This is a genomic window from Mycobacterium shimoidei, assembly GCF_900417275.1.
Taxonomy (GTDB): domain Bacteria; phylum Actinomycetota; class Actinomycetes; order Mycobacteriales; family Mycobacteriaceae; genus Mycobacterium; species Mycobacterium shimoidei.
Genome location: NZ_UEGW01000001.1, coordinates 3,839,962 through 3,859,177 on the forward strand (window position 1 = coordinate 3,839,962; position 19,216 = coordinate 3,859,177).

Here is a 19,216-nt window from a genome sequence, read left to right on the forward strand (position 1 = left end):
CGACGCACAGGTATAGAGAGGAAACAAGATGGCGGTGGCGACAACCGAGCCGGTACGGCTACCGCCAAGGCTCCGACTGCCGAAGCTTATCCAGGGCATAGGCTTCGGGCCCGCAAAGCACCAGATGTTCGGCGCCCTGTACCGCCGGTGGGGCACCCCGTTCACCGTCAATCTGCCGCTGTTGGGCAAGACAGTGGTCGTCAGCGACAAAGACCTGCTCAAGGACCTGTTCACGACAAGCATCGATCTGATCGAACGCCCCGTCGACCTGCTGAGTCTCGGCGAGATCTTCGGCCCCGGCTCGACCTTCGCCCTCACCGGCCAAGAACACCTGGCCCGCCGCAGACTGCTGACCCGACCGTTTCACGGAAAGCAGCTGAGAAGCTACGAGCACATCGTCGAAGACGAGGTGATGCGCGAGATCGCAACCTGGCAGGACGGCCGCGAGTTCGAAACGGTGGAACCAATGCTGCGTATCACCCTCGGCTCGATTCTGCGTGCCGTCTTCGGCGCCGAGGGCGCCGCGCTGGACGAGCTTCGCGTGCTGATGCCGAAGATGGTGACGCTGGGCTCACGCCTGGTCATGCTGCCACCGGCGCTGCGGCGTGACTTCGGCCGGTGGAGCCCCGGAGGAAGGTTTGCGCAGTACCGGCGGCGGTTCGACGCGATCGTGCACTCGCTCATCGCCGAAGCACGCAGCGACCCGGCATTCGAAGAGCGCGGCGACGTGCTGGCGGTGCTGATGCAGGGGCACTACGAGAACGGCGAGCCCATCCCAGACGCGCATATCGCAGACGAGCTGCTGTGCTTTCTGGCCGCCGGTCATGAGACATCGGCCTCGCAACTGACCTGGACACTGGAACGGCTGCGCCGCCATCCAGAACTCATGTCGCGGCTGGCTGACGAGGTCGACGCGGGTGGATCCGCGCTGCGGCACGCGACGATCTTCGAAGCCCAGCGCATCCGACCCTGCGTCGACGGCACGGTGCGACGTACGAAGACGCGAGTTCGCTTGGGCGAGTGGGTTCTTCCGGAACACACCGCAGTGATCGTCTACAACGAAATAGCTCACAGGTCAGAGGAGAATTTCGCCGACCCGGAGACATTTGACCCGGATCGCTTCGTCGGAGTCAGCCCGCCACCGTTCCGGTGGGTTCCATTCGGCGGAGGTGTAAACCGCTGCCCCGGTGCATCATTCGCCACCATGGAGATGGACGTCGTTCTGCGTACACTGCTGCGCGAATTCCGTTTCGCGCCAACCAATACACGGGGCGAACGGCGAATCAACCGCGGTGTGGCGTGGATGCCGTCTCGGGGCGGACGCGCGGTAGTGTACCGGCGAACGAGCTCGGCACCCGCTGATGCCGGCGCGGCATCGTTGACCAACCGCGACACTACTTCGGCAACGTCGTGACGCATCGAAGGCGAACACCCGCGCCGTGAACTCACGCCTGGCATACTTCCCGGCATGACCGCCACTCACAAGCCTCGCGTCAAGCCGATCGGCATGACTCGGTTTTCCAAAAAGCTGATCAGCAAGTACTGGTACCCGTTGTTGAGCCGCCGCTTGGATCAGCAAAACGTCGACTTCCTCAACTACGGCTATGAGGAAGACCCGCCGATGGGTCTACCGCTGGAGGCGGCTGACGAGCCGAGCCGATTCGGCATCCAGCTCTACCACCAGACCGCGACGCAGGCCGATCTCAGCGGAAAACAGGTCCTGGAGATCAGCTGCGGTCACGGCGGTGGCGCCTCGTACCTGATGCGCACCTTGCATGTGGCGTCGTACACGGGACTTGATTTCAACGCAGACGGCATCGCCTACTGCCGCAAACGCCATGATCAGCCCGGGGTGGAGTTCGTGCACGGCGACGCGGAGGATCTGCCCTTCGGCGACGAATCCTTCGACGCGGTACTCAACGTCGAGGCCTCGCACGCCTACCCCCATTTCCCCCGTTTTCTGGCCGAAGTGGCACGTGTGCTGCGTCCGGGAGGCCATTTTCTGTACGCGGATTTGCGTGGGCACCAGGAGATTTCGGAGTGGGAGGAAGCGCTTGCAGATGCTCCGCTGCGGATGCTTTCGCAACGGGTGATCAATGCGGAGGTACTGCGTTCGATGGAGAAAAACTCTGAGCGGTATCTGCAGCTGATCGCCAGCCTACCGGCGTTACTGCGCCCGTTCGGCCGATTGTTCGCCGGTGTGCCGGGCACGGTGGTGTACCGCGAACTGGAACGCGGGCGCAACTCCTACCGGATGTACAGCTTCGTCAAGGAATAGCAGCAGCGTCAGGCGATCATGTAGTCCGACATCGGGAATCGGTCCTGGTCCTTGATCGCGCTGCGTACTGACGTCGGCCGGAAAAGCGGTGCCTCTCCCTTGCCGGTGTGATCCCGGAACCAATACGACCGCGAGGTCACGCAGCTGCCGAGCTGAAATGCTGAGTCTTCCAACAGCTTCGTCATCCGTGCCAGGAAGCGGGCGTTGGCCTCTTCGGTGACCTCGAAGGTACGGGCACCGCGGCGCTGGAGTTCCCCGAACAGCCGATGCATGTGCCGCATCTGGTACTCGACCGTGTTGAACCACGACAGCCCCACCCATGCGTACGGGCTCGCCATCGACAAGAAATTCGGGAAGTAAGGCATCGATATTCCCTCGTAGGCCTGGAATTGCGTTTCCCGCCACCATTTTCCGAGGTTACGCCCCTTACGGCCGATCACCTCGATCGCCGGCAGGTTGGCCTCCCACACGTCGAATCCCGTCGCGAGAACCAAGGTGTCGACGAAGCGTTTGGTCCCGTCCTTGGCGACGATACCGTCGGGCTCGATGTGGTCGATGCCGTTGGTTTCCAGGTGCACATGCGGTTTGGTGAATGCCCGGTAGTAGGTGTTCGAGATCGTCGGTCGCTTGCAGCCGAAATCGAAGTCCGGATCCAGCTTTCGCGACAGCTCCCTGTCGCGCACCAGCATCAACCGATAGATTCTCGACGCTTCCGAGATGGCCTTGTTGACCACTTTGAAGTAGCGGTATTTCCACATCGTGATGACCATCGCGAATTCCAGCGTGGTGTCGGTGAACCACCGCACGACGCGCTGGGTCAGCGGCACCCGAGCGAAAAGGCGCTGGATGACCGGCAGGAACACCACGTCGAACTTCGGCAGCACCCAGATTGGGGTGCGCTGATAGACGGTCAACTCGGCGACTTGTTTGGCCAGCTCGGGAACGACCTGCACCCCGGTGGAGCCGGTTCCGATCACGGCCGCGCGGCAACCCGCCAGTGGGGCGCTGTCATCCCAGGCAGCGGTGTGGATGATGCGTCCCTGGAATGTGTCGATCCCGGCGATATCAGGGATTTTCGGCTGGCACAAAAAGCCGGTCGCAGCGATCAAAAATTGTGTGCTCAGCGTTTCACCGTCGGCCAGGGCGACCCGCCAGACTTGCGCGTCCTCATCCCACCGGGCGCCTTCGACGGTGGTGTTGAAGCGCATGAACCGGCGCACGTTGTACTTCTCGGCCACATGCACGGCATAGCGCTTCAGTTCGTCGCCGGGTGCATACATCCGAGACCAGTAGGGGTTGGGCTCGAACCGGTAGGAAAACGTCGGCGACGGCTGGTCGACCGACAGGCCCGGATAGTGATTGACATGCCAGGTACCCCCCAGGTCGTCTTCGCGGTCGACGATCAGGATGTTTTCGTATCCGAGCTGGGAGAGCTGGATCGCGGCCCCGATTCCGCCGAAACCCGCCCCCACGATGATGACGTCGAACTGCTGGTCAACCATAAGTACTAGACCGTACCTCCCACCTGACGGCCGTGAGTCACACTCCGGTGATTTGCGCGTTTGGTCACAACCGGTTACCCACTGGACCTATTACGCAGATGTCAATAAGATCTAGCGCGATCTCCGATACAGTCCGAAAATAACCCCCACCACCGTCCGAGGACTGGCCTATGCGTCGCGCCGCTCAGGCTTTGTGTGTCACCGTCGGCGTCGTCATAACGAGCGCCGCGCTCGTCGGGGTTCCTGCTACCCAAGCACCGATACCGGATGCGCAGACGCGCGCGGTCCAACTCACCGGCGGGGACGCTGCGGAATCTGGGCTCGGCGATGGCGTCGCGTTGGTCATGGGAGGCAGCGGCATCCCACTGCCTCCGCAACGTTATGCGGATGCCGCCGACGCGTTATACCTGCAACCGCTCGGCTTCACCGGCTCGGCGCAACCGCTGTTCACACCCGCGGGCTTTTACCCGACCACCGGCGTCAATAGCTTGACCGTCGACGCCTCAATAGCCCAGGGCGCACAGATTCTCTCCAACGCCGTCCTCGACCAGATCGCCCGCGGCGAGGTAGACGCCGCGAACCCGGTTGTGGTTTTCGGTTACTCCCAAAGCTCGGCCCTGTCCACGCTGACGATGCAGCAGCTGCACGAGCAGGGCGTGCCGAGCGACTACGTCCACTTCGTGCTGGTCGGCGACACCGCCGCCGCCAACGGCGGCATGCTCGAGCGCTTCGATGTCCCCGCCGACACAAACCCGGCCGTCCCGAGCTTCGGCATCACTTTCGGTGGCGGAACTCCCGACGACCTCTACCCCACCGACGTGTACACGTTGGAATACGACGGCTTCGCCGACTTCCCCCGTTATCCACTGAACTTGCTGGCCGATCTCAATGCCTTTGCGGGCATGATCTTCCAGCACCTCACCTACCTGACTCTTGGCCCCGAGCAAATCGAAAGCGCGCAGTTGCTGGAGACGACCGGCGACTCGTTAACCAATTACTACATGATCCCCGTCGAAAACCTGCCGCTTCTGGATCCGCTGCGGCTCATCCCGGTCTTGGGCAACCCATTGGCCGATCTGTTACAGCCCGCCCTGAGAGTGCTGGTGAATCTGGGGTACGGCAGCATCACCGACGGCTGGAGCCAGGGCCCCGCGAATGTGCCCACCCCGTTCGAGTTGTTCCCGACCAACCTCGACTGGAACGACGTCTACACCGCGCTGGTCAACGGGGTCCAAGAAGGCGTCGAAGCGGCCATCAACGATCTGGCGAACCCGGAGAACTACCAGATCACCCCGATACTGGACAATCCGGTGTTGGCGCCGCTGGTGGAAGCGGCCTACATCTCCGGTCTCACCGACACCCTGCAGCCGACGTTGGAGGAACTGTCACAGGCGCTGCTCGGTTCGAACAGCTTCCCGATTACGGATGCGACGCTGTCCTCGCCGCCGATCGACATCATCAACGCCCTGACGGCCACCTTCTCAGCGGACTACGCGGCTCTCCTCCCGCTCGCCGACATGGTCACCGCGCTCACGACAACGCTGCCCGCATACAACACCGGTATCTTCCTGGACCGGCTGGAGGCGGGAGACCTGCTCGGAGCTATCGGTGACCCGATCGCGGCCGACACGGCGCTGGTCCCGTTCGCGATCGCCTTGGGCACCTCTCAGATCGGAAGCGCCATCCAAGGCACCCTGCTCAACCTGATGACCCTGTTTTCGTAACGGAAGAAACACGGAAGAACATAGATGGGCGATCACGAACGGCGTTTCGGTCCCCGACATATGCGCTACTTACGTGAAGATTTGATGACATCGCGGTCAACTACAGGCCGCGAATCAAAAAGTATTAGATCGGTGCCGAACCGCGCTATGGCATTGATCGTGGCACCGGTAGACTCCGGAACCGTCTGTGCCTGGACGAACAGATGTGTGAGCGCGCACCAGAGGGGAGTGTTCGGATGCCGCTTGTAGTGGCCAACGTCTGCTGGCTGCTCGGCGCCGTACTGTTGGTGAATTTGCTGCTGGTCGCGGGCCTTCGCGTCGTCAGGCGGTGGAAACACAATATGGACGTCACCGACGACGCCGAGTATGTTGCGACCCTCGCAACTCTGTCCGAGAGTTCCGCGCGCCACTTCAACCCCTATACCGAGATCGACTGGGCGGCACCGGAGTTCTCGGTGACGAACAACGACCCGCGCTGGACGCTGCCGACGACCGATCCACTCGGAAGCCATCCGTGGTACCTGGCGCAACCACTGGACAAGCAGATCGAAGTCGGCATGTGGCGGCAGGCCAACATGGCCAAGGTCGGCATGCAGTTCGAGGGCATCCTGGTCCGCGGACTGATGAACTACACCTTCTGGGTCCCCAACGGATCACCCGAATACCGCTACTGCGTGCACGAATCCATCGAAGAATGCAGTCACAGCCTGATGTTTCAGGAAGTCGTGAATCGGATCGGCGTCGACGTTCCGGGGATGCCCCGTTGGCTGCGCTGGATGTCGCCGGTGGTCCCGTTCTACGCGGGCGTGGTGCCGAACGCCTTCTTCTTCGGGGTCTTGGCCGGCGAGGTGCCGTTCGACCACCTGCAGACAAACCTGTTACGCGAGCCTGAGCCCAGGTCGGTGCATCCGATCATGGAGAACCTGATAGCGATTCACGTCGCCGAAGAGGCCCGCCACATCTCGTTTGCTCACGAATACCTGAAAAAGCGTGTTCCGCAGATGCCGCGACACAACCGGTTCTGGTTGTCGTTGTACGTTCCGATGGTCATGCGAATGCTGGGCCAGGCGATGGTCGTGCCGCCGCGCGGATTCTTCCGGCGATTCGACATCCCGCGGTCGGTGCGTAAGGAGCTGTACTCCAGCACACCCAACTCGCGCCAGACACTGCGTGACATGTTCGCCGACATCCGGATGCTGTGTCACGAGCTTGGGTTGATGAATCCGCTGGCGCTGCTCGTTTGGCGCCTCTGCAAGATCGACGGACCGCCGTCGCGGTACCGCAGTGAGCCCCAGCGCGCGCACCCGCAAGCGCCTGTCACCACCGGCTAAATCCCGGCCCCACACGCTCGGCCAACCGCCGTCTACGTGACGTTTTCTGTGACGGATGTTTCACCCCAAACGCATGACGTCGCCACACCCACCTGCCATACTCTCCGGGTGACTCGTAGCTCCAACCGTTCTGAGACCCTGGACCGACTCGGCGTAGGCCTGGTCTACCGCATCGGCTCCACGTCGACGTACAAGAAGATCTTCCGGTACTGGTACCCCATGATGACCCGTCGCCTCCGGCAGGGCGATGACGATGTCGTCTTCCTGAACTGGGGCTACGAGGAGGACCCCCCGATGGGTCTGCCGCTGGACCCGTCCGATGAGCCGAACCGGTACAGCATTCAGCTGTATCACCTGACCGCTACGCAAGCCGATATCAGCGGGAAGAAGGTGCTGGAGGTCAGCTGCGGTCACGGTGGCGGCGCGTCCTATCTGACCCGCACGCTCAAGCCGGCGTCCTACACCGGGCTCGACTTCAACGCCGCCGGCATCGAATTCTGCCGAAAGCGGCACAACCTGCCCGGCCTCGACTTCGTCCACGGCGACGCCGAGAATCTGCCGTTCGGCGACGAATCGTTCGACGCGGTGATCAACGTCGAGGCGTCACACATCTACCCGCACTTCGAACGCTTCCTCGGCCAGGTTCGGCGGGTTCTGCGACCCGGGGGCCATTTCCTGTACGCCGATTTCCGCAACCGCGACGGCTTCGACGCGTGGGAGTCAGCGCTGGCGGAATCGGGCCTGCGGCAGGTCTCCAAGCGGGTCATCAATCCAGAGGTATTGCGTGGCCTGCAGAAGAACTCACCGCGTTCCAATGAACTGATCAACCGCAGACTGCCCGCCTTCTTGCGCCGGTTCGGCCGCGAGTTCGCCGTGGTGGACGGTTCGATGTTCTATCGGGACCTGGAACGAAACGAAATCGACTACCGCGCGTACTGTTTCATCAAGGACTGACGTCCTGTCGACGGTGGGCGCTCCGGCGGGGGCCGGTTTTGGGTTACGAGGAGTTTGTTCGCATGAGCTTGGGGCGCAGGCTTCGATTTCGCGCCAGCCTGATGAAGATCGGTGTGGATGGCCTCATCGGTGTGACCCGTGACAGAGCCTCCGCATACCGCTTTGCCCTGACGGGCAGAAAGACCGCTCCGCTCACCGACTTTGATCCGTTCTCGCCGGAGATGATGCGCGACCCCTATCCGGGATATCGCGCGCTGCTGACCGGGCCGGATGTGCCGAACGTGTGGTACAACCGCAAGCGCGGAATCTGGATCATCGCCGGCTACGACGACGTGCGGACCGCGTTACGCGACCACGACGCATTGTCGTCGGCGGAGAGTCAATCCCGCTATCGGGTTCATCTGAAGACGATGAACGCGGCGGACCCGCCCGACCATACTCGGCTTCGCAAGTTCGTCTCTCGGGCTTTTACCCCGCGGGCGATGAAGGCATGGCAGCAGGCCATCAACGAGGTGGCCGACGAACTCGTCGACGCCATGATCGCCCGCGGCAAGGCCGATGTGGTGGCCGATCTGGCCAAACCGCTACCGAACCGACTCATCGCGATGATGCTGGGGATCCCGCGGGAAGACCACGCACGGTTCTTGGCGTGGTCGGATGCGATCGTCGAGGGCTCGTTCACGCAGCTGACCCCGCGCGGAATCGCCCTGAACGCGCGTTCGGCACGCGCCACCGCGGCGATGCGCCGCAACCTCGACCGGCTCATCACGCATCGCCGCCAACATCCGGGCGACGATCTGATCTCGATGATGACCGCGTCCGACGGCGATGATGTGTTAAGCGACGACGAGGTCTTCTGGAGCGCCGCCATGCTCATCGGCGCGGGCAGTGAGACCACAACGAACCTCTTGTCGGGGCTGTTTTTGACCCTTGCGCAGCGGCCCGACGTATATGCCCGGCTGCGTGAGCAGCCTGAGCTCATTCCCGGCGCGATCGAAGAGCAGCTCCGGCTGGTCTCCCCTGTTCAAGGGTTCTATCGAACCGCCGTCCGCGACTACACGGTGGGAGCACACACGATCCCGGCCGGCGCACGTGTTCTACTGCTGTTCGCCGCGGCCAACCGCGATCCACGCCATTACGCCGACCCCGACACCTTCGACCTGGACCGCAACCCCACCGATCATCTCGCCTTCGGTTTCGGCATCCACTACTGTCTCGGCACACCGTTGAGCCGATTGGAAGTCGGTCGCGTTTTGACGCAACTGATTCCGCGCGTCGATGCCATCCGTCTCGACGGAGACTACCGGTACCTGGAAAACCCGACGATGCGTGGGCTGGCGAATTTGCCGGTCGAATTGGTGCTCGCCAAGCCCGGTGTGGCCGGCGCCGGTCAACCGATCAGCCTCGAAAACAGGTGATGCGCAGGAGTTTTCAGAGCCCGCGGGCACTGAGCCAAGTGTGGATTCGTTGCGCAACGGCGTCCCAGCCAGGCTCCAGCATCATGTTGTGACCCATATTGGGGAAAAACTCTGCTTCGGTGTGGTACGCGCGGGCCGTCGCCAGCACCTCTTTGCGTGTGTGCGCGCCGTCATCATCGGCACCCAGGACCAAAATCGGCGCCTTTACTCGTTTCGGTCGGGGCAGGCGCAGGACAAGGCAGTCGATACCGATCCGCGAGCTTTCCTCCTGCAGCCGCGCCGCATAGTTCAATACGTAGGACTCCGGTGTATGCGCAGAGAAGAACCTTTCCCGGGCAAGCTGCGGAGTGCTGATGTACGGCAAGCCCTTACCCGTGATGGTCATCTTGGCGAAATGCCACGGGTGGTCCCGTATCCAGCGCAGCGCGGAGCCGAGGTTGCCCTGCGGTGGCATGGAAGTCATCAACACGCCGGCCGGCGCATCGTGCGATTCCAGATACTTCTGCACGATAAGACCCCCCATGGAGTGCCCGATGACTACCGGAGGCGTCGGCAGACTTTCGGCAACCGAGCTGACATCCTCGACGTAGTCGGCAACCGAACACAACCGCAGCGGCTTGTCACACGTGCTGTTGCCATGGCCGCGAAAGCTCAATGCCAGGGCACGATAACCCTTGTCGGCGAAGAAGCTCAGAAAATGCTCATCCCAGCACCATGCAGCATGCCAGGCGCCGTGGACGAAGAGCAGCGGCGCAGGGTGCGATTCACTGACGCACCCCTTGTCGATCACCTCGAGCATGTCGCACACGGTTCCTTGGCTGACGGTTCTGCTGTGCAGCACCCGCAACATATCACGCGGGCCACGCCGCCCTTGCCGGCTTAGCTCCTGGGTAGGCCGCGGTTTTGCCGACTCGTTACGCTGGCATCCGCATGCAAACCCGGACGTCCCCGTAAGGAGCCTCGACCGAAGTGAAAACCACGGGTACCAAGCCGATTGCTCTGATCACGGGAGCGACGAGCGGGATCGGGGAGGCCACAGCCTACCGGCTGCAGGCCCTCGATTACGAGGTGTTCGCGGCCGGACGCAATCCGGAAGCGCTCGACTCACTGCGATCACGCGGACTGCAAGCCCGCGCCCTGGATGTCACCGATGAGGCCGCGGTGGCGCGGCTGATCGACGAGATCCACACCGACTACGGGGCGGTGGACGTCGTGGTCAACAGCGCCGGTTACCCGCTTCCCTGCCCTCTCGAACAGGTGGCGTTGAACGATCTGCGCAAGCTCTTCGAGACCAATGTGGTTGCCACACTGAACTTGTCACAGGCCGTACTTCCCGCTATGCGTGCCCGCGGATCCGGCAGGATCATTACCATCGGAAGCACCGGTGGACGATTCAGCAGCCCCGGAGCCGGGGCCTACCACATCGTGAAGTATGGCGTCGAAGCTCTTTGTCTGTCCCTTCGGGCCGAGGTGGCTCAGTTCGGCGTCCGGGTCGTGTTGATCGACCCGACAGGGGTGCGTACGAGATTCGTTACCTCCCAACTCGAAACCACGCACACGTATGCCGATGACGATCCGTATGCCGACTTCAAACGCCGCTACGCCGCCACCACCCGCGCGCTCACCGAGACACCCGGCATGATGGTCAGCGCCGACACCGTCGCCCGCGCGGTCGTTCGAGCGGTCAAGGCGCGAAATCCCAAACCCCGCTACATCGTCGGCGCGTCCGGGAAAGCGTCGGTGCTCGCTCGCGCACTGCTGTCCGACCGGATGTGGGACCGGGTGATGAGCAGAGGGCTGAGCTAGCGGTCCCGGCTTAGAACACGGCCAGCAGGTCTGGCAAAGCGCTCATGAAGTCCGCGGGCAGGTCTGCGCCGAACGACGACGCCAGCGCGCTCAGATCCTCCTGCAACTGTGCCGTCAGCTCCGCTGCCAGCGAATTGAGCATATCCGTCAGCGAACCGGTGCCGAGCAGCTCCGTCAGGTTGCCCAAGTCGACGCCCACATTGGCGTCGTTCAGCGCTGCGGCCGCCGGGTCCATCTGCATTGCAGTCCAATTCGACGCCGCGGGGAACAGGATCTCCCCCATCAGATTGATGTCCAGCAGCTTGCTCCAGTCGGTGGGTGAGTTGATCGCGTCCAGCAGATCTTGCCCAACCAAATTCGGGTTATAGCCGCCGTATACCGGGTTGAAGCCCACTTGCGGGTCGAGCGCGTAGGCCAGATACCCCGGGTCGGTGTACAACCCGAGGTTTACGCCCAGCGCCGGCAGTGCGGGATTAATGCTGGCCAGATTTTCCAGAAGCTGGTCCAGTTGTTCCGGGTTGAGGTTGTAAGTCCCGGTTTGCAGCAGTGCCACGGCGGCATTGATCTGGTCTGGCGTCGCATTGTTGGCCGTGCCATTAGCGGTGTCTTCCAGCCAGGCCTGGATCATCGGGTTGGAATTGGTCGGATCCAACAGCGCCACGAGTTGGGGCACACTCAAGAGCGAGTCGCACTCAGCCGGGCATGCGGGACTCCCCGGAACCCATGGATAGAAGTCGACGATCATCCCGGCCGCGACAGCCTGGAGGGCCTGAAAGAACTCCGTCGCGGTGGGAATCATGATGCCGGTGCCGGGAATATCACCGTCGGTCGGCGGGGTCTCCATCAGGTGTTCCCAGTAATTGACGAACGGCTGGAACAAGTTCAGCGTGTATGTGTGGCCGTTCCAAGGCATCTCGTCGCCGGGGCCGGTACCTCCCTCGAAGGGGTTGTCGCCCCCCTGGTCCACACCAGGGAAGCCGAATATCGGATTGCTGTTGACCGGGCCGCTGGGGTCAATAGCGCCCGGGTCGTCGACGGGGTTGAACGTGTACCCGTTGATCAGATCCGAGATCGGCACCCGGAACCAGTTCTCGAACAGTCCGAAGTTGGCCTGCCCGGTTATCGCCCGAATGAAGCCGATGTCACGGTCAATCACGGTGCTGCCGGTGATGAAGTCCGGCGGGGTCATCGGCGCGCAGGTCTCCGCGTCGCAGGACGCGTTCACCGGAAGCTCGGCCGCCAGGAGCCCGTCGATCTGATACTGCAAACCGCCGACGCCCTCGTTGAACGCCGGGAACGGAAAAAAGTCGGTGATCAGTGCCACATGTGTCGGGTCGCCGGGGTCGATCCCCCACAGGTTCGTTGAGCTAGGAACCCACCAGTTGCCGCTGAAGAACAGGGAACCGGCGACCGAGTTCAGGGCTTGGACCTCGTTGTACGGAATGTTGGCGAGATCGTAGAGCACGTTGATCGGCACGTTGAGTATCGAGGAGTCGACGAGACTAACCGCACGGCTGGTCACCGGGATCTCGGGCAGCCGCGACGCGAGCGGCGTGACTGCGACGGTGCCGGTGGCCGCCAACGCCGCGGCAGCCAACGCATACGGACGCGCAATCTGCATGCGCTCCCCTCCTGAGTCAGGTGTGGCTCAACGGGATGAACTTACCTTAGGTAAACCTGAGATGCGACTCGATTGCAAAATATCGGCGTAATTTCGCGCTCCAGCAGCCAATTACAACGAACAGACCTGGTTGGCGCGCGCACAACCTGGCGAACTCGTGAATTTGCTGACAGTTGTCTGATTACGCCCGGCGTGTTTTACGCGTGTAGAATTCGCGGGCAGCGGGCGCTTGGAAGCGCCTAGAAGATGGAACCCGACAGCAGGCCACTCAGCCAGGCCCATGGGTCGGCGAAGTTCATCAGATCGGTGGCGTCTAGCGCCGCCAGTGAATCGCCCGCGGCAACAGGCATGCCCGTCGTGTAATCGAGCGGCACGTAACCGGTGGCGTCGGCCCACGCCTGCATGAAGCTCTGTATTCCGCTGTCCTGCATGAACTGAATGAGATTCTGCAGCGCTGGATCGACGCTGACGGGCTGCGGGGTGTCGACGGCCATTGGCCCCGTGGTCGGCGGGTCGGAAGGAAGTGGATTGCCGAAATCGAACCACCAACCGCGTTGTTCCGGCAAACCTTGCAAGAGCAGTATGGTGTTCTGAATTTGGTGTGGCGTCGCCGCGTTCGTCATCCCGGTGGTGGTGTCCTCCATGCCGGGGTTCGGGTTCGGCGTGTTGACGAGCTCCAGCCAGTGGTCGATATATGTGTTGCCCGGGAACGCGTTTCCGATGGCCTCGACGAGTGCCTGCATGGTCTGCGAGGGAGGCAGATCGCACTCACCGCCGCACGCGGGGCTACCCGGAACGTAGGGGTCGAAGGCAACCACACTGCCGGCGAAAAGGCTCTGCATGGCGTAGATGAAGTCCGTCATGCTGGGGAAATGGAAGTTGTTGAAATCGGGCGGAGCCAGCAGGCTGTTGTAGTAATTCTCGAAGGGCGCTGCCGGGTTGAACTTGAAATCAATGCCGGCCCATGGCATCAGGTTCTCGCCGTTGGGACCAGGATGGGTTCCTTCGAAGCCGTAAACGTCGTCGCCCGGCACTGCTCCGCCAGGACCGACGCCCATAGAGGGATTGGCCAGGCCTTCCGGAACGGTGTTTTCGTCGAAGGTGATCCCGTTCGTCAAATCGGACATCGGCACCTTGAGCCAGTTGTCGAAAAGCGGAAAGTGCTGCTGGCCGCTCATCATTGAGTAAAACCAAATGTTTCGGTCGATCCCCGTGGAGCCTGTGATGGGAGTCGCCGGAACCATCGGCGCACACCAGTCGGCGTCGCACGATGCACTGGTGGGGAGTTCAGCCGCCGCCAGCAGCGCTATCTGCTGTGCCAGACCCGCCGTGCCTGCCGCATCGGCCACCGGATCGATTGCGGGTTCGCCCAGCCCTGATATCTCGGGGAACGGCATCATCATGCCCAAAATCGCGATGTAGTGCCCTAAGTCGCCTGGGTCGGTGCCCCAAATGTTGGTAGCGCTCGGGGTCCACCAGTTCCCGGCGAAGAACAGTGAAGCTGCGAGGACGTTGATGGCTTGGATCTCGGTGCTGGGGATGTTGACGATGTCTTGGAAGAAGTTGAACGGGATGTTGAGCATCGAGTCACCGTCGGCGATGAGCCGAACCGCCGAATTGGCAACGTGGTCTTCAACCGGCGCGGTCATCACGCTCGTACCGGTGATCGCCCCGGTGGCAGCGAGCGCTGCAACTGCCATAACGTAGGGCCGCGCCGTAGCGGACATGGCGTCTCCTTCGAGATCCTTCAGAGTTCGACGTGCCAAGCTGGCGTGAAAGTACCTGAAGAAAAGCTGAGTCAACCCTGAATTGGAAATAATTAAGCCAGGCTATTTATTCGACGCACGAGTAATTGAGCCGTGGGCCTTGGAAGTTTGCTGGTAGGACCTTATTGGTGAGGGTTAGCGCTCAGAACCAGCTTCATAAACGTCAATATCCAGGGCAGCTGACGGAGTGCGGCAAGGTCACCAATTGCGTCGCGTGTTCACCCGCGGATGCGATGTGCACTGCTTAGAACAAACTGAGCAGGTCCCGGCGCCGTGCTCATGAAGTCGGCAGGCAGGTCTGCGCCGAACGACGCCAGCATCGAAGGGGCATCGAGGTCCCCGGAGAAGAACTGGGTCGGATCGGTCTGCGCGGCCAGGCCGGCAGCCGAGCCGGGGTCCGCGATGTCCGGATTGAGCGGCGGGAAGTCAAAGCCAAGCGACTTCCAGAAGTCGTAGATCATCGGCGCCAATGCGCTGTAGTCGCGGACATTCGCTGTGCAACGGGGGTGACGGTAACGACGCCGGTCGCCGCGAGCGCCGCGGCTGCCAGGACATACGGACGGGTCTGAGGGAAACCGCAACGAACCTACCCTAATTACGCTTAGGTCCAACCCCCGAAAAGGCAAAATGGACAGCAGGTTTCACACAGTTAACTGGCAAACCCAAGAAATCCGAAAGCATCCGATAAACCGGTATCAATCGACCGACGAAACAAACCTGGAGATCTGCTGGAACTCGCCTAAAGGTCATGTTGTCGGCCACTGTCGAGCCAGGCTCGATTGCCGTAGGCATCGAGGTGGGTCACCTCGGTGACGGGCTTGCGAGTGGTGGGCCCGTAATGTCCGCGCGGCCAGCCGAGTGTCACAATGCAGCAAGGGCTTACGGCCCGCGGCAGACCCAGAATTCTTCGCGCCGAGGTTCGGCTCCACAACGGCAGGGTTATCAGCGAAGCACCCAATCCCATGGCGCGCGCGGCGAGCAGCAGGTTCTGCACGCTGGGATAAATCGAACCCCAGTAGGCCGACTCGGCCGCATGGGGCATCCGCACGAACGGCAGCCGCCCTTCGCGCGCGCTCAACCGCAAACACGCCACCACCAGGACCGGAACCTCGGTGAAGTGGTCGACCTGCCATTGGACCGCGCGTGCAATCTTGGCCATCGACTCATCGCGGGCAACGGCGTTGCGAATGATGGCGCCGTACTGCACTTTCCATCCCTGCCGGTACCGCTTGGCGAGTTTCTTTTTGACTTGCGGGTCCCGCACCACGATGAATTCCCAATTCTGCCCGTTGGCGCCGGTTGGCGCGTGCAGCGCCAGCTCGACGCACTTCAACACCACGGCGTCGTCGACCGGGTCGGGAAGAACACGCCGCAGCGCTCGCTGGGTCAGCATCGCCTCGGCCAGCGGCATGTCGAGGCCGGCAAGCGCCTCCGCCGCGGTGGGCACGGTCGTGTCGGGAACGTCAGACATGTTCGCCGATCCATGTTGCGGTGAAGCGCTGAATGTCCGGAATGCCCCGGGCGAACTCGCGCGCGATGAAACTCTCCACCGTGCCCCCCACCACCGGGACTTTGAACTCCACAGTCCCGTTCAAGGTGAGCCGCGACCCGCTGTGCAGCGGTAGCACCGACGCAGTGGCAGAACCCGATCCCGGTGCCCCGCAGACCGCGACACTGATCCACCCCTGCAGCTGATCATCAACCGGTCTCCACGTCTCGGTGTGGCGGACTTTGAGATCGCGGCGATAGAACTTGGCGACGATCCCGGGCAGCAGATCGCGGCCGAGGTCCTGCGTGGTCGCCACCCGCACGGTTAGGTCATCGTCGACGACGAACGAGTCCAACGTGGTGCTGCCGCGCAGGTTCTCGAGCCGAGCCAGCCAATAGTCTTCGCCGCTGAACGCCGCCCGCACCTGTTCGACGGTGGCAGGCGAGTCGGCCGATACATCGAACGAACGCGGCATTAACCGAACTCCTATGTCAGTTGGTGCTATCGCGGCTGCGTGGTCCCGAACAACCGATCGACCAGGCCGGCAGCAAAGGTCCGTGTCTGCTCCAGGTGCTCCGGCTGGACGTTGGTCGGCGGGATGCGGATGCCCAGATACTTTTCGCGATATTCGCCGGACCCCAGATAACTGGTCAGCGAGAGCATGGAGCGCAGCGGATCGCCGGGATAGGTGAAGTGAAGTTCGTCGACGTACTTGCCGCCTTGCTGCTCGGCGAGCTCACGCACCGCCGTCGAGTTTTCCTGCCAGTACTGACGGCACACCACGAACACTGCAAACGGCTTGCCAGACAATAACTTCCGTGCTTCATCTGATTTCAGGAACGAACGCATCGGCATGCTCACGGTCTGCCACCAGGTCGGTGATCCGATGCAGATCAGGTCGTAGTCGTCGTCTCGGACGGTGTCCGGAGTCCGGATCTCTCCGGTCTCGCCGCGTTTCTGTGCCGGCAGCACGCTGAGCATGTCGGGCCACACGCGTCGCATCGGGAAACGCGTGAACCGTCCGGCGTAGCGCGGATCGGTGAACTCGATCCGGGCCGTGTGCACCTCGCAGCCGCGGTCGCGGAACACCTCCCCCGCTGTCTCGAGCACCTTCTGCGACTGCCCGGTGTACGAGTAATACAGCAACAAGATCCGCGGCGGCCGGTCGCTGCGCCCGCCCTCGGTCGTATCCGTCATCGCTCCTCCATCCTCGGATCTCGCCGGTTAGGCTCAGGGCCGTGACCGACAAAGTTTCCGTCGACCTCAGCGGTCCCGCGCAGACCATGCTGACGACCCTGTACTGCAAGGCGCTGGATGCCGATTGGGACCAACCGATTCTCGGCGACGGATTCGCCAAGGATGCTGTCGCCCGAATCGATTACAACTGGCCCGCGCTCAAGGTCGCCGATCGATGGACCCCGCTGGTCACGGTACGCACCGCCCAATTCGATGTGTGGGCCAGCCAGTTTCTGGCCGTTCACCCCGAGGCCACGGTCATCCATTTGGGCTGCGGCCTGGACAGCCGCGTTTTCCGGCTGGACCCCGGCCCGGGAGTACAGTGGTACGACGTCGACTATCCCGCTGTAATCGCGCTGCGGGAGAGGGTCTTTGAAACCCGCCCGCGATACCACCTGGTTCCCACCGCGGCGACCGACCCGTCCTGGCTCGAGCAGATCCCCACTGGCCGCCCGACACTGCTGCTGGCCGAGGGCATCAGCATGTACCTGACCGAGCAGGACGGTGTCGCGCTGTTGCAACACGTCGTCGACCGGTTCGGAACCGGTGAGTTGCAAATCGACTTCTACAGCTCGCTGGCAATCCGATCGCAGAAGACGCACCGGCTGCAGCGGCAGTCCGGGTCGACGCTGCACTGGGCTGTCGACAGTCCGGGCGATATTTTGAAGCGGGTTTCCGGGATTCGATTGCTGAGCGCCGTGACATTCTTCGACGCCAGCACGTTCGGCCGGGCGTCGGCGGTATTCCGGTTGGCGCGGCAGCTGGTTCGTGTGCTCCCGCCGCTGCGCCGGACATTTCAGTATCACCGCTACGCCTTCGGCCACGTCAGCTGACGCCGGTGGCGGTGTGCTGGTCGGCGATGCTGCAAAGTAGCGTACGTATTGCCTCGACCGACTTCTCCGGCTCAGGGCCGTGCGAGTGGAACTCGACGTTGAGCTGTCCGGCGAAGATCTGGGTGAAGTAGATCTCGATTCCGGCGCTGACCGCGAAGTACAGCTCGCCGTGAGTGCTGACCACTTCCAGATCGGGGGGTGTGCGCACGGGTGGGACGAGGCCGTTGTCGGAGAGCAGGACCACATCGGGCAGCCCCGGCGCGTTGCCGACGTATTGCGGGCTGAAGTGCAGCCGCGACTGTTGAATCACGCCTTCGTCGAGGTCTGACCGAAACGTTTCGGCGATATCGCGGGCCAGGTCCAGCACTTGGGTCTTGCGGTCGATCTCCGCGAGGTAAGTGGCCAGTCCGACCGGGTTGGTACAGCCGGTCGCTGACACTGGCGGAGAGAGAAAGTAGCGCAGGTCGACGGTGTAGATCAACGGCACCGGGATATTCGGGGTGCCGCGAATCTGCCACTCCGCCATGACCAGAACGGCCGCCAGCAGCGCGGTCAACCCGACCTTTTCGGTACGGCAAAGCGAGACGATGGCGTCGGTGTGTGCCTCACTCAACCGGCACGACACCATCGGAACCCGTACCGGCGACCCAGGTTTGACGCCGGTGTCGGCGCGCCGAGACGGTGGGAGATCGTAGGCGAACATCGCCGGCATGAACCGTTCGATTCCCGAACGCTTCTGCTTTTCGATGCCCCGTTCGGCGAGCACGGCTTCGATCGACTCGGGCGCGGGCTGCACGGTGATGCTACGGATGCTTCCGTTGCACACCAGATCCGTGTAGTAGGAGAGCAGTTCCTCGATCAGGGCATACATGTGGTGCCCGTCGGCCAGCGCGTGGTGCACGTAGAGGGTGGGCTGTGCTTGTCCGTCGCGGATGGTTACCCGTAGCCGCACCAGCGACTCGCCCTGGTCGAAGTGTGGTGGCGGGGGCTCGGCGTCTACTTCGGCAAGGTCGATCACCTCGATGCCCTCGGGCATGAGGTCGTCGGCGACGATTTCATGCCGACCGTCGGCGCCGCGCTCGATGCGGGCCGTGAGGACCGGACGCGCTTCGAGCAGTGCGTCGTAGGCGGCCGACAGGGCGTCGAGATCGACCGGACCCTTCAGATGCGCGGACAAACCCACGAAATTGTGGGTTTCGGCGAGCATCTCCTCACTGTTCGCCAGTTTCCGGATCACCGACGATGGAAACAATTCTCA

Annotated in this window: 17 protein-coding genes; 8 read left to right on the top strand and 9 right to left on the bottom strand. The window is 62.5% G+C overall.

Features of this window, described 5'->3' with window-relative positions; genetic code table 11:
* Positions 1 to 28: 28 nt before the first annotated feature.
* Together MSP7336_RS18495 and MSP7336_RS18500 are read left to right on the top strand one after the other, a co-directional pair.
* Positions 29 to 1,414: a cytochrome P450 gene (locus MSP7336_RS18495; RefSeq protein WP_113964294.1), complete on the top strand. Its 1,386-nt coding sequence runs from the start codon at positions 29 to 31 to the stop codon at positions 1,412 to 1,414.
* Positions 1,415 to 1,468: 54 nt separating this feature from the next.
* Positions 1,469 to 2,278 carry a phthiotriol/phenolphthiotriol dimycocerosates methyltransferase gene (locus tag MSP7336_RS18500; RefSeq protein ID WP_069396490.1) on the top strand — a complete coding sequence of 270 codons (810 nt, stop codon included), beginning with the start codon at positions 1,469 to 1,471 and terminating at the stop codon, positions 2,276 to 2,278.
* 8 nt (positions 2,279 to 2,286) lie between these two features.
* Here MSP7336_RS18500 and MSP7336_RS18505 read toward each other — a convergent pair whose 3' ends face one another.
* Positions 2,287 to 3,780 carry a flavin-containing monooxygenase gene (locus MSP7336_RS18505; protein ID WP_069396489.1) on the bottom strand — a complete coding sequence of 498 codons (1,494 nt, stop codon included), beginning with the start codon at positions 3,778 to 3,780 and terminating at the stop codon, positions 2,287 to 2,289.
* A gap of 170 nt (positions 3,781 to 3,950) precedes the next feature.
* Here MSP7336_RS18505 and MSP7336_RS18510 point away from each other — a divergent pair, with 170 nt between their 5' ends.
* The 4 genes from MSP7336_RS18510 to MSP7336_RS18525 all read left to right on the top strand — a co-directional run bounded on the left by MSP7336_RS18510 (position 3,951) and on the right by MSP7336_RS18525 (position 9,207).
* Complete coding sequence (locus tag MSP7336_RS18510) at positions 3,951 to 5,504, top strand: PE-PPE domain-containing protein (protein ID WP_069396488.1); 1,554 nt, start codon at positions 3,951 to 3,953, stop codon at positions 5,502 to 5,504.
* Between the two features lie 341 nt (positions 5,505 to 5,845).
* A complete protein-coding gene (locus MSP7336_RS18515) occupies positions 5,846 to 6,835 on the top strand; it encodes an AurF N-oxygenase family protein (RefSeq protein ID WP_069396506.1) in 990 nt (329 codons plus the stop codon).
* Between the two features lie 138 nt (positions 6,836 to 6,973).
* The gene (locus MSP7336_RS18520) at positions 6,974 to 7,789 is read left to right on the top strand and encodes a phthiotriol/phenolphthiotriol dimycocerosates methyltransferase (RefSeq protein WP_069396505.1); all 816 of its coding nucleotides are present in this window, start codon (positions 6,974 to 6,976) and stop codon (positions 7,787 to 7,789) included.
* Positions 7,790 to 7,851: 62 nt separating this feature from the next.
* On the top strand, positions 7,852 to 9,207 hold the full coding sequence (locus MSP7336_RS18525; protein WP_113964295.1) for a cytochrome P450: 1,356 nt from the start codon (positions 7,852 to 7,854) through the stop codon (positions 9,205 to 9,207).
* A gap of 13 nt (positions 9,208 to 9,220) precedes the next feature.
* On the opposite strand, the gene MSP7336_RS18530 is transcribed toward MSP7336_RS18525, so the two are convergent.
* Complete coding sequence (locus tag MSP7336_RS18530; protein WP_069396504.1) at positions 9,221 to 10,006, bottom strand: alpha/beta hydrolase; 786 nt, start codon at positions 10,004 to 10,006, stop codon at positions 9,221 to 9,223.
* A 170-nt stretch (positions 10,007 to 10,176) separates the two neighbouring features.
* On the opposite strand from MSP7336_RS18530, the gene MSP7336_RS18535 reads away from it, so the two are divergent.
* Positions 10,177 to 11,013: an SDR family NAD(P)-dependent oxidoreductase gene (locus tag MSP7336_RS18535; protein WP_069396486.1), complete on the top strand. Its 837-nt coding sequence runs from the start codon at positions 10,177 to 10,179 to the stop codon at positions 11,011 to 11,013.
* A 10-nt stretch (positions 11,014 to 11,023) separates the two neighbouring features.
* On the opposite strand, the gene MSP7336_RS18540 is transcribed toward MSP7336_RS18535, so the two are convergent.
* From MSP7336_RS18540 to MSP7336_RS18565, 6 genes are all read right to left on the bottom strand, one after another.
* Positions 11,024 to 12,634, bottom strand: a complete 1,611-nt coding sequence (locus tag MSP7336_RS18540) for a hypothetical protein (RefSeq protein WP_069396485.1) — start codon at positions 12,632 to 12,634, stop codon at positions 11,024 to 11,026.
* Positions 12,635 to 12,873: 239 nt separating this feature from the next.
* Positions 12,874 to 14,436 (bottom strand): hypothetical protein, encoded by a 1,563-nt coding sequence (locus MSP7336_RS18545; RefSeq protein ID WP_142706808.1) that lies wholly within the window; start codon positions 14,434 to 14,436, stop codon positions 12,874 to 12,876.
* A 182-nt stretch (positions 14,437 to 14,618) separates the two neighbouring features.
* Complete coding sequence (locus MSP7336_RS18550) at positions 14,619 to 14,861, bottom strand: hypothetical protein (protein ID WP_069396483.1); 243 nt, start codon at positions 14,859 to 14,861, stop codon at positions 14,619 to 14,621.
* Between the two features lie 278 nt (positions 14,862 to 15,139).
* Positions 15,140 to 15,871: a nitroreductase family protein gene (locus MSP7336_RS18555; RefSeq protein WP_069396482.1), complete on the bottom strand. Its 732-nt coding sequence runs from the start codon at positions 15,869 to 15,871 to the stop codon at positions 15,140 to 15,142.
* A complete protein-coding gene (locus MSP7336_RS18560; RefSeq protein WP_069396481.1) occupies positions 15,864 to 16,364 on the bottom strand; it encodes a DUF2505 domain-containing protein in 501 nt (166 codons plus the stop codon). Before MSP7336_RS18560 ends, MSP7336_RS18555 begins: the two co-directional genes overlap by 8 nt.
* Before the next feature lie 26 nt (positions 16,365 to 16,390).
* The gene (locus MSP7336_RS18565; protein ID WP_113964297.1) at positions 16,391 to 17,086 is read right to left on the bottom strand and encodes a flavodoxin family protein; all 696 of its coding nucleotides are present in this window, start codon (positions 17,084 to 17,086) and stop codon (positions 16,391 to 16,393) included.
* A gap of 41 nt (positions 17,087 to 17,127) precedes the next feature.
* Between MSP7336_RS18565 and MSP7336_RS18570 the strand changes: the two genes are divergently transcribed.
* Positions 17,128 to 17,958, top strand: coding sequence for a class I SAM-dependent methyltransferase (locus MSP7336_RS18570; RefSeq protein ID WP_113964298.1), 831 nt, complete (start codon positions 17,128 to 17,130; stop codon positions 17,956 to 17,958).
* Here MSP7336_RS18570 and MSP7336_RS18575 read toward each other — a convergent pair.
* A complete protein-coding gene (locus MSP7336_RS18575; RefSeq protein ID WP_113964299.1) occupies positions 17,951 to 19,210 on the bottom strand; it encodes a phthiocerol/phthiodiolone dimycocerosyl transferase family protein in 1,260 nt (419 codons plus the stop codon). The genes MSP7336_RS18570 and MSP7336_RS18575 overlap by 8 nt on opposite strands.
* Between the last annotated feature and the right edge of the window lie 6 nt (positions 19,211 to 19,216).

What these genes read in the sequence shown, in the direction of transcription:
- MSP7336_RS18560 (WP_069396481.1), bottom strand. Translation starts at nt 16,364, where the DNA reads ATGCCGCGTTCGTTCGATGTATCGGCCGACTCGCCTGCCACCGTCGAA.
- MSP7336_RS18525 (WP_113964295.1), top strand. Translation starts at nt 7,852, where the DNA reads ATGAGCTTGGGGCGCAGGCTTCGATTTCGCGCCAGCCTGATGAAGATC.
- MSP7336_RS18530 (WP_069396504.1), bottom strand. Translation starts at nt 10,006, where the DNA reads ATGCTCGAGGTGATCGACAAGGGGTGCGTCAGTGAATCGCACCCTGCG.
- MSP7336_RS18515 (WP_069396506.1), top strand. Translation starts at nt 5,846, where the DNA reads ATGGACGTCACCGACGACGCCGAGTATGTTGCGACCCTCGCAACTCTG.
- MSP7336_RS18500 (WP_069396490.1), top strand. Translation starts at nt 1,469, where the DNA reads ATGACCGCCACTCACAAGCCTCGCGTCAAGCCGATCGGCATGACTCGG.
- MSP7336_RS18510 (WP_069396488.1), top strand. Translation starts at nt 3,951, where the DNA reads ATGCGTCGCGCCGCTCAGGCTTTGTGTGTCACCGTCGGCGTCGTCATA.
- MSP7336_RS18540 (WP_069396485.1), bottom strand. Translation starts at nt 12,634, where the DNA reads ATGCAGATTGCGCGTCCGTATGCGTTGGCTGCCGCGGCGTTGGCGGCC.
- MSP7336_RS18505 (WP_069396489.1), bottom strand. Translation starts at nt 3,780, where the DNA reads ATGGTTGACCAGCAGTTCGACGTCATCATCGTGGGGGCGGGTTTCGGC.
- MSP7336_RS18495 (WP_113964294.1), top strand. Translation starts at nt 29, where the DNA reads ATGGCGGTGGCGACAACCGAGCCGGTACGGCTACCGCCAAGGCTCCGA.
- MSP7336_RS18555 (WP_069396482.1), bottom strand. Translation starts at nt 15,871, where the DNA reads ATGTCTGACGTTCCCGACACGACCGTGCCCACCGCGGCGGAGGCGCTT.
- MSP7336_RS18550 (WP_069396483.1), bottom strand. Translation starts at nt 14,861, where the DNA reads ATGATCTACGACTTCTGGAAGTCGCTTGGCTTTGACTTCCCGCCGCTC.
- MSP7336_RS18565 (WP_113964297.1), bottom strand. Translation starts at nt 17,086, where the DNA reads ATGACGGATACGACCGAGGGCGGGCGCAGCGACCGGCCGCCGCGGATC.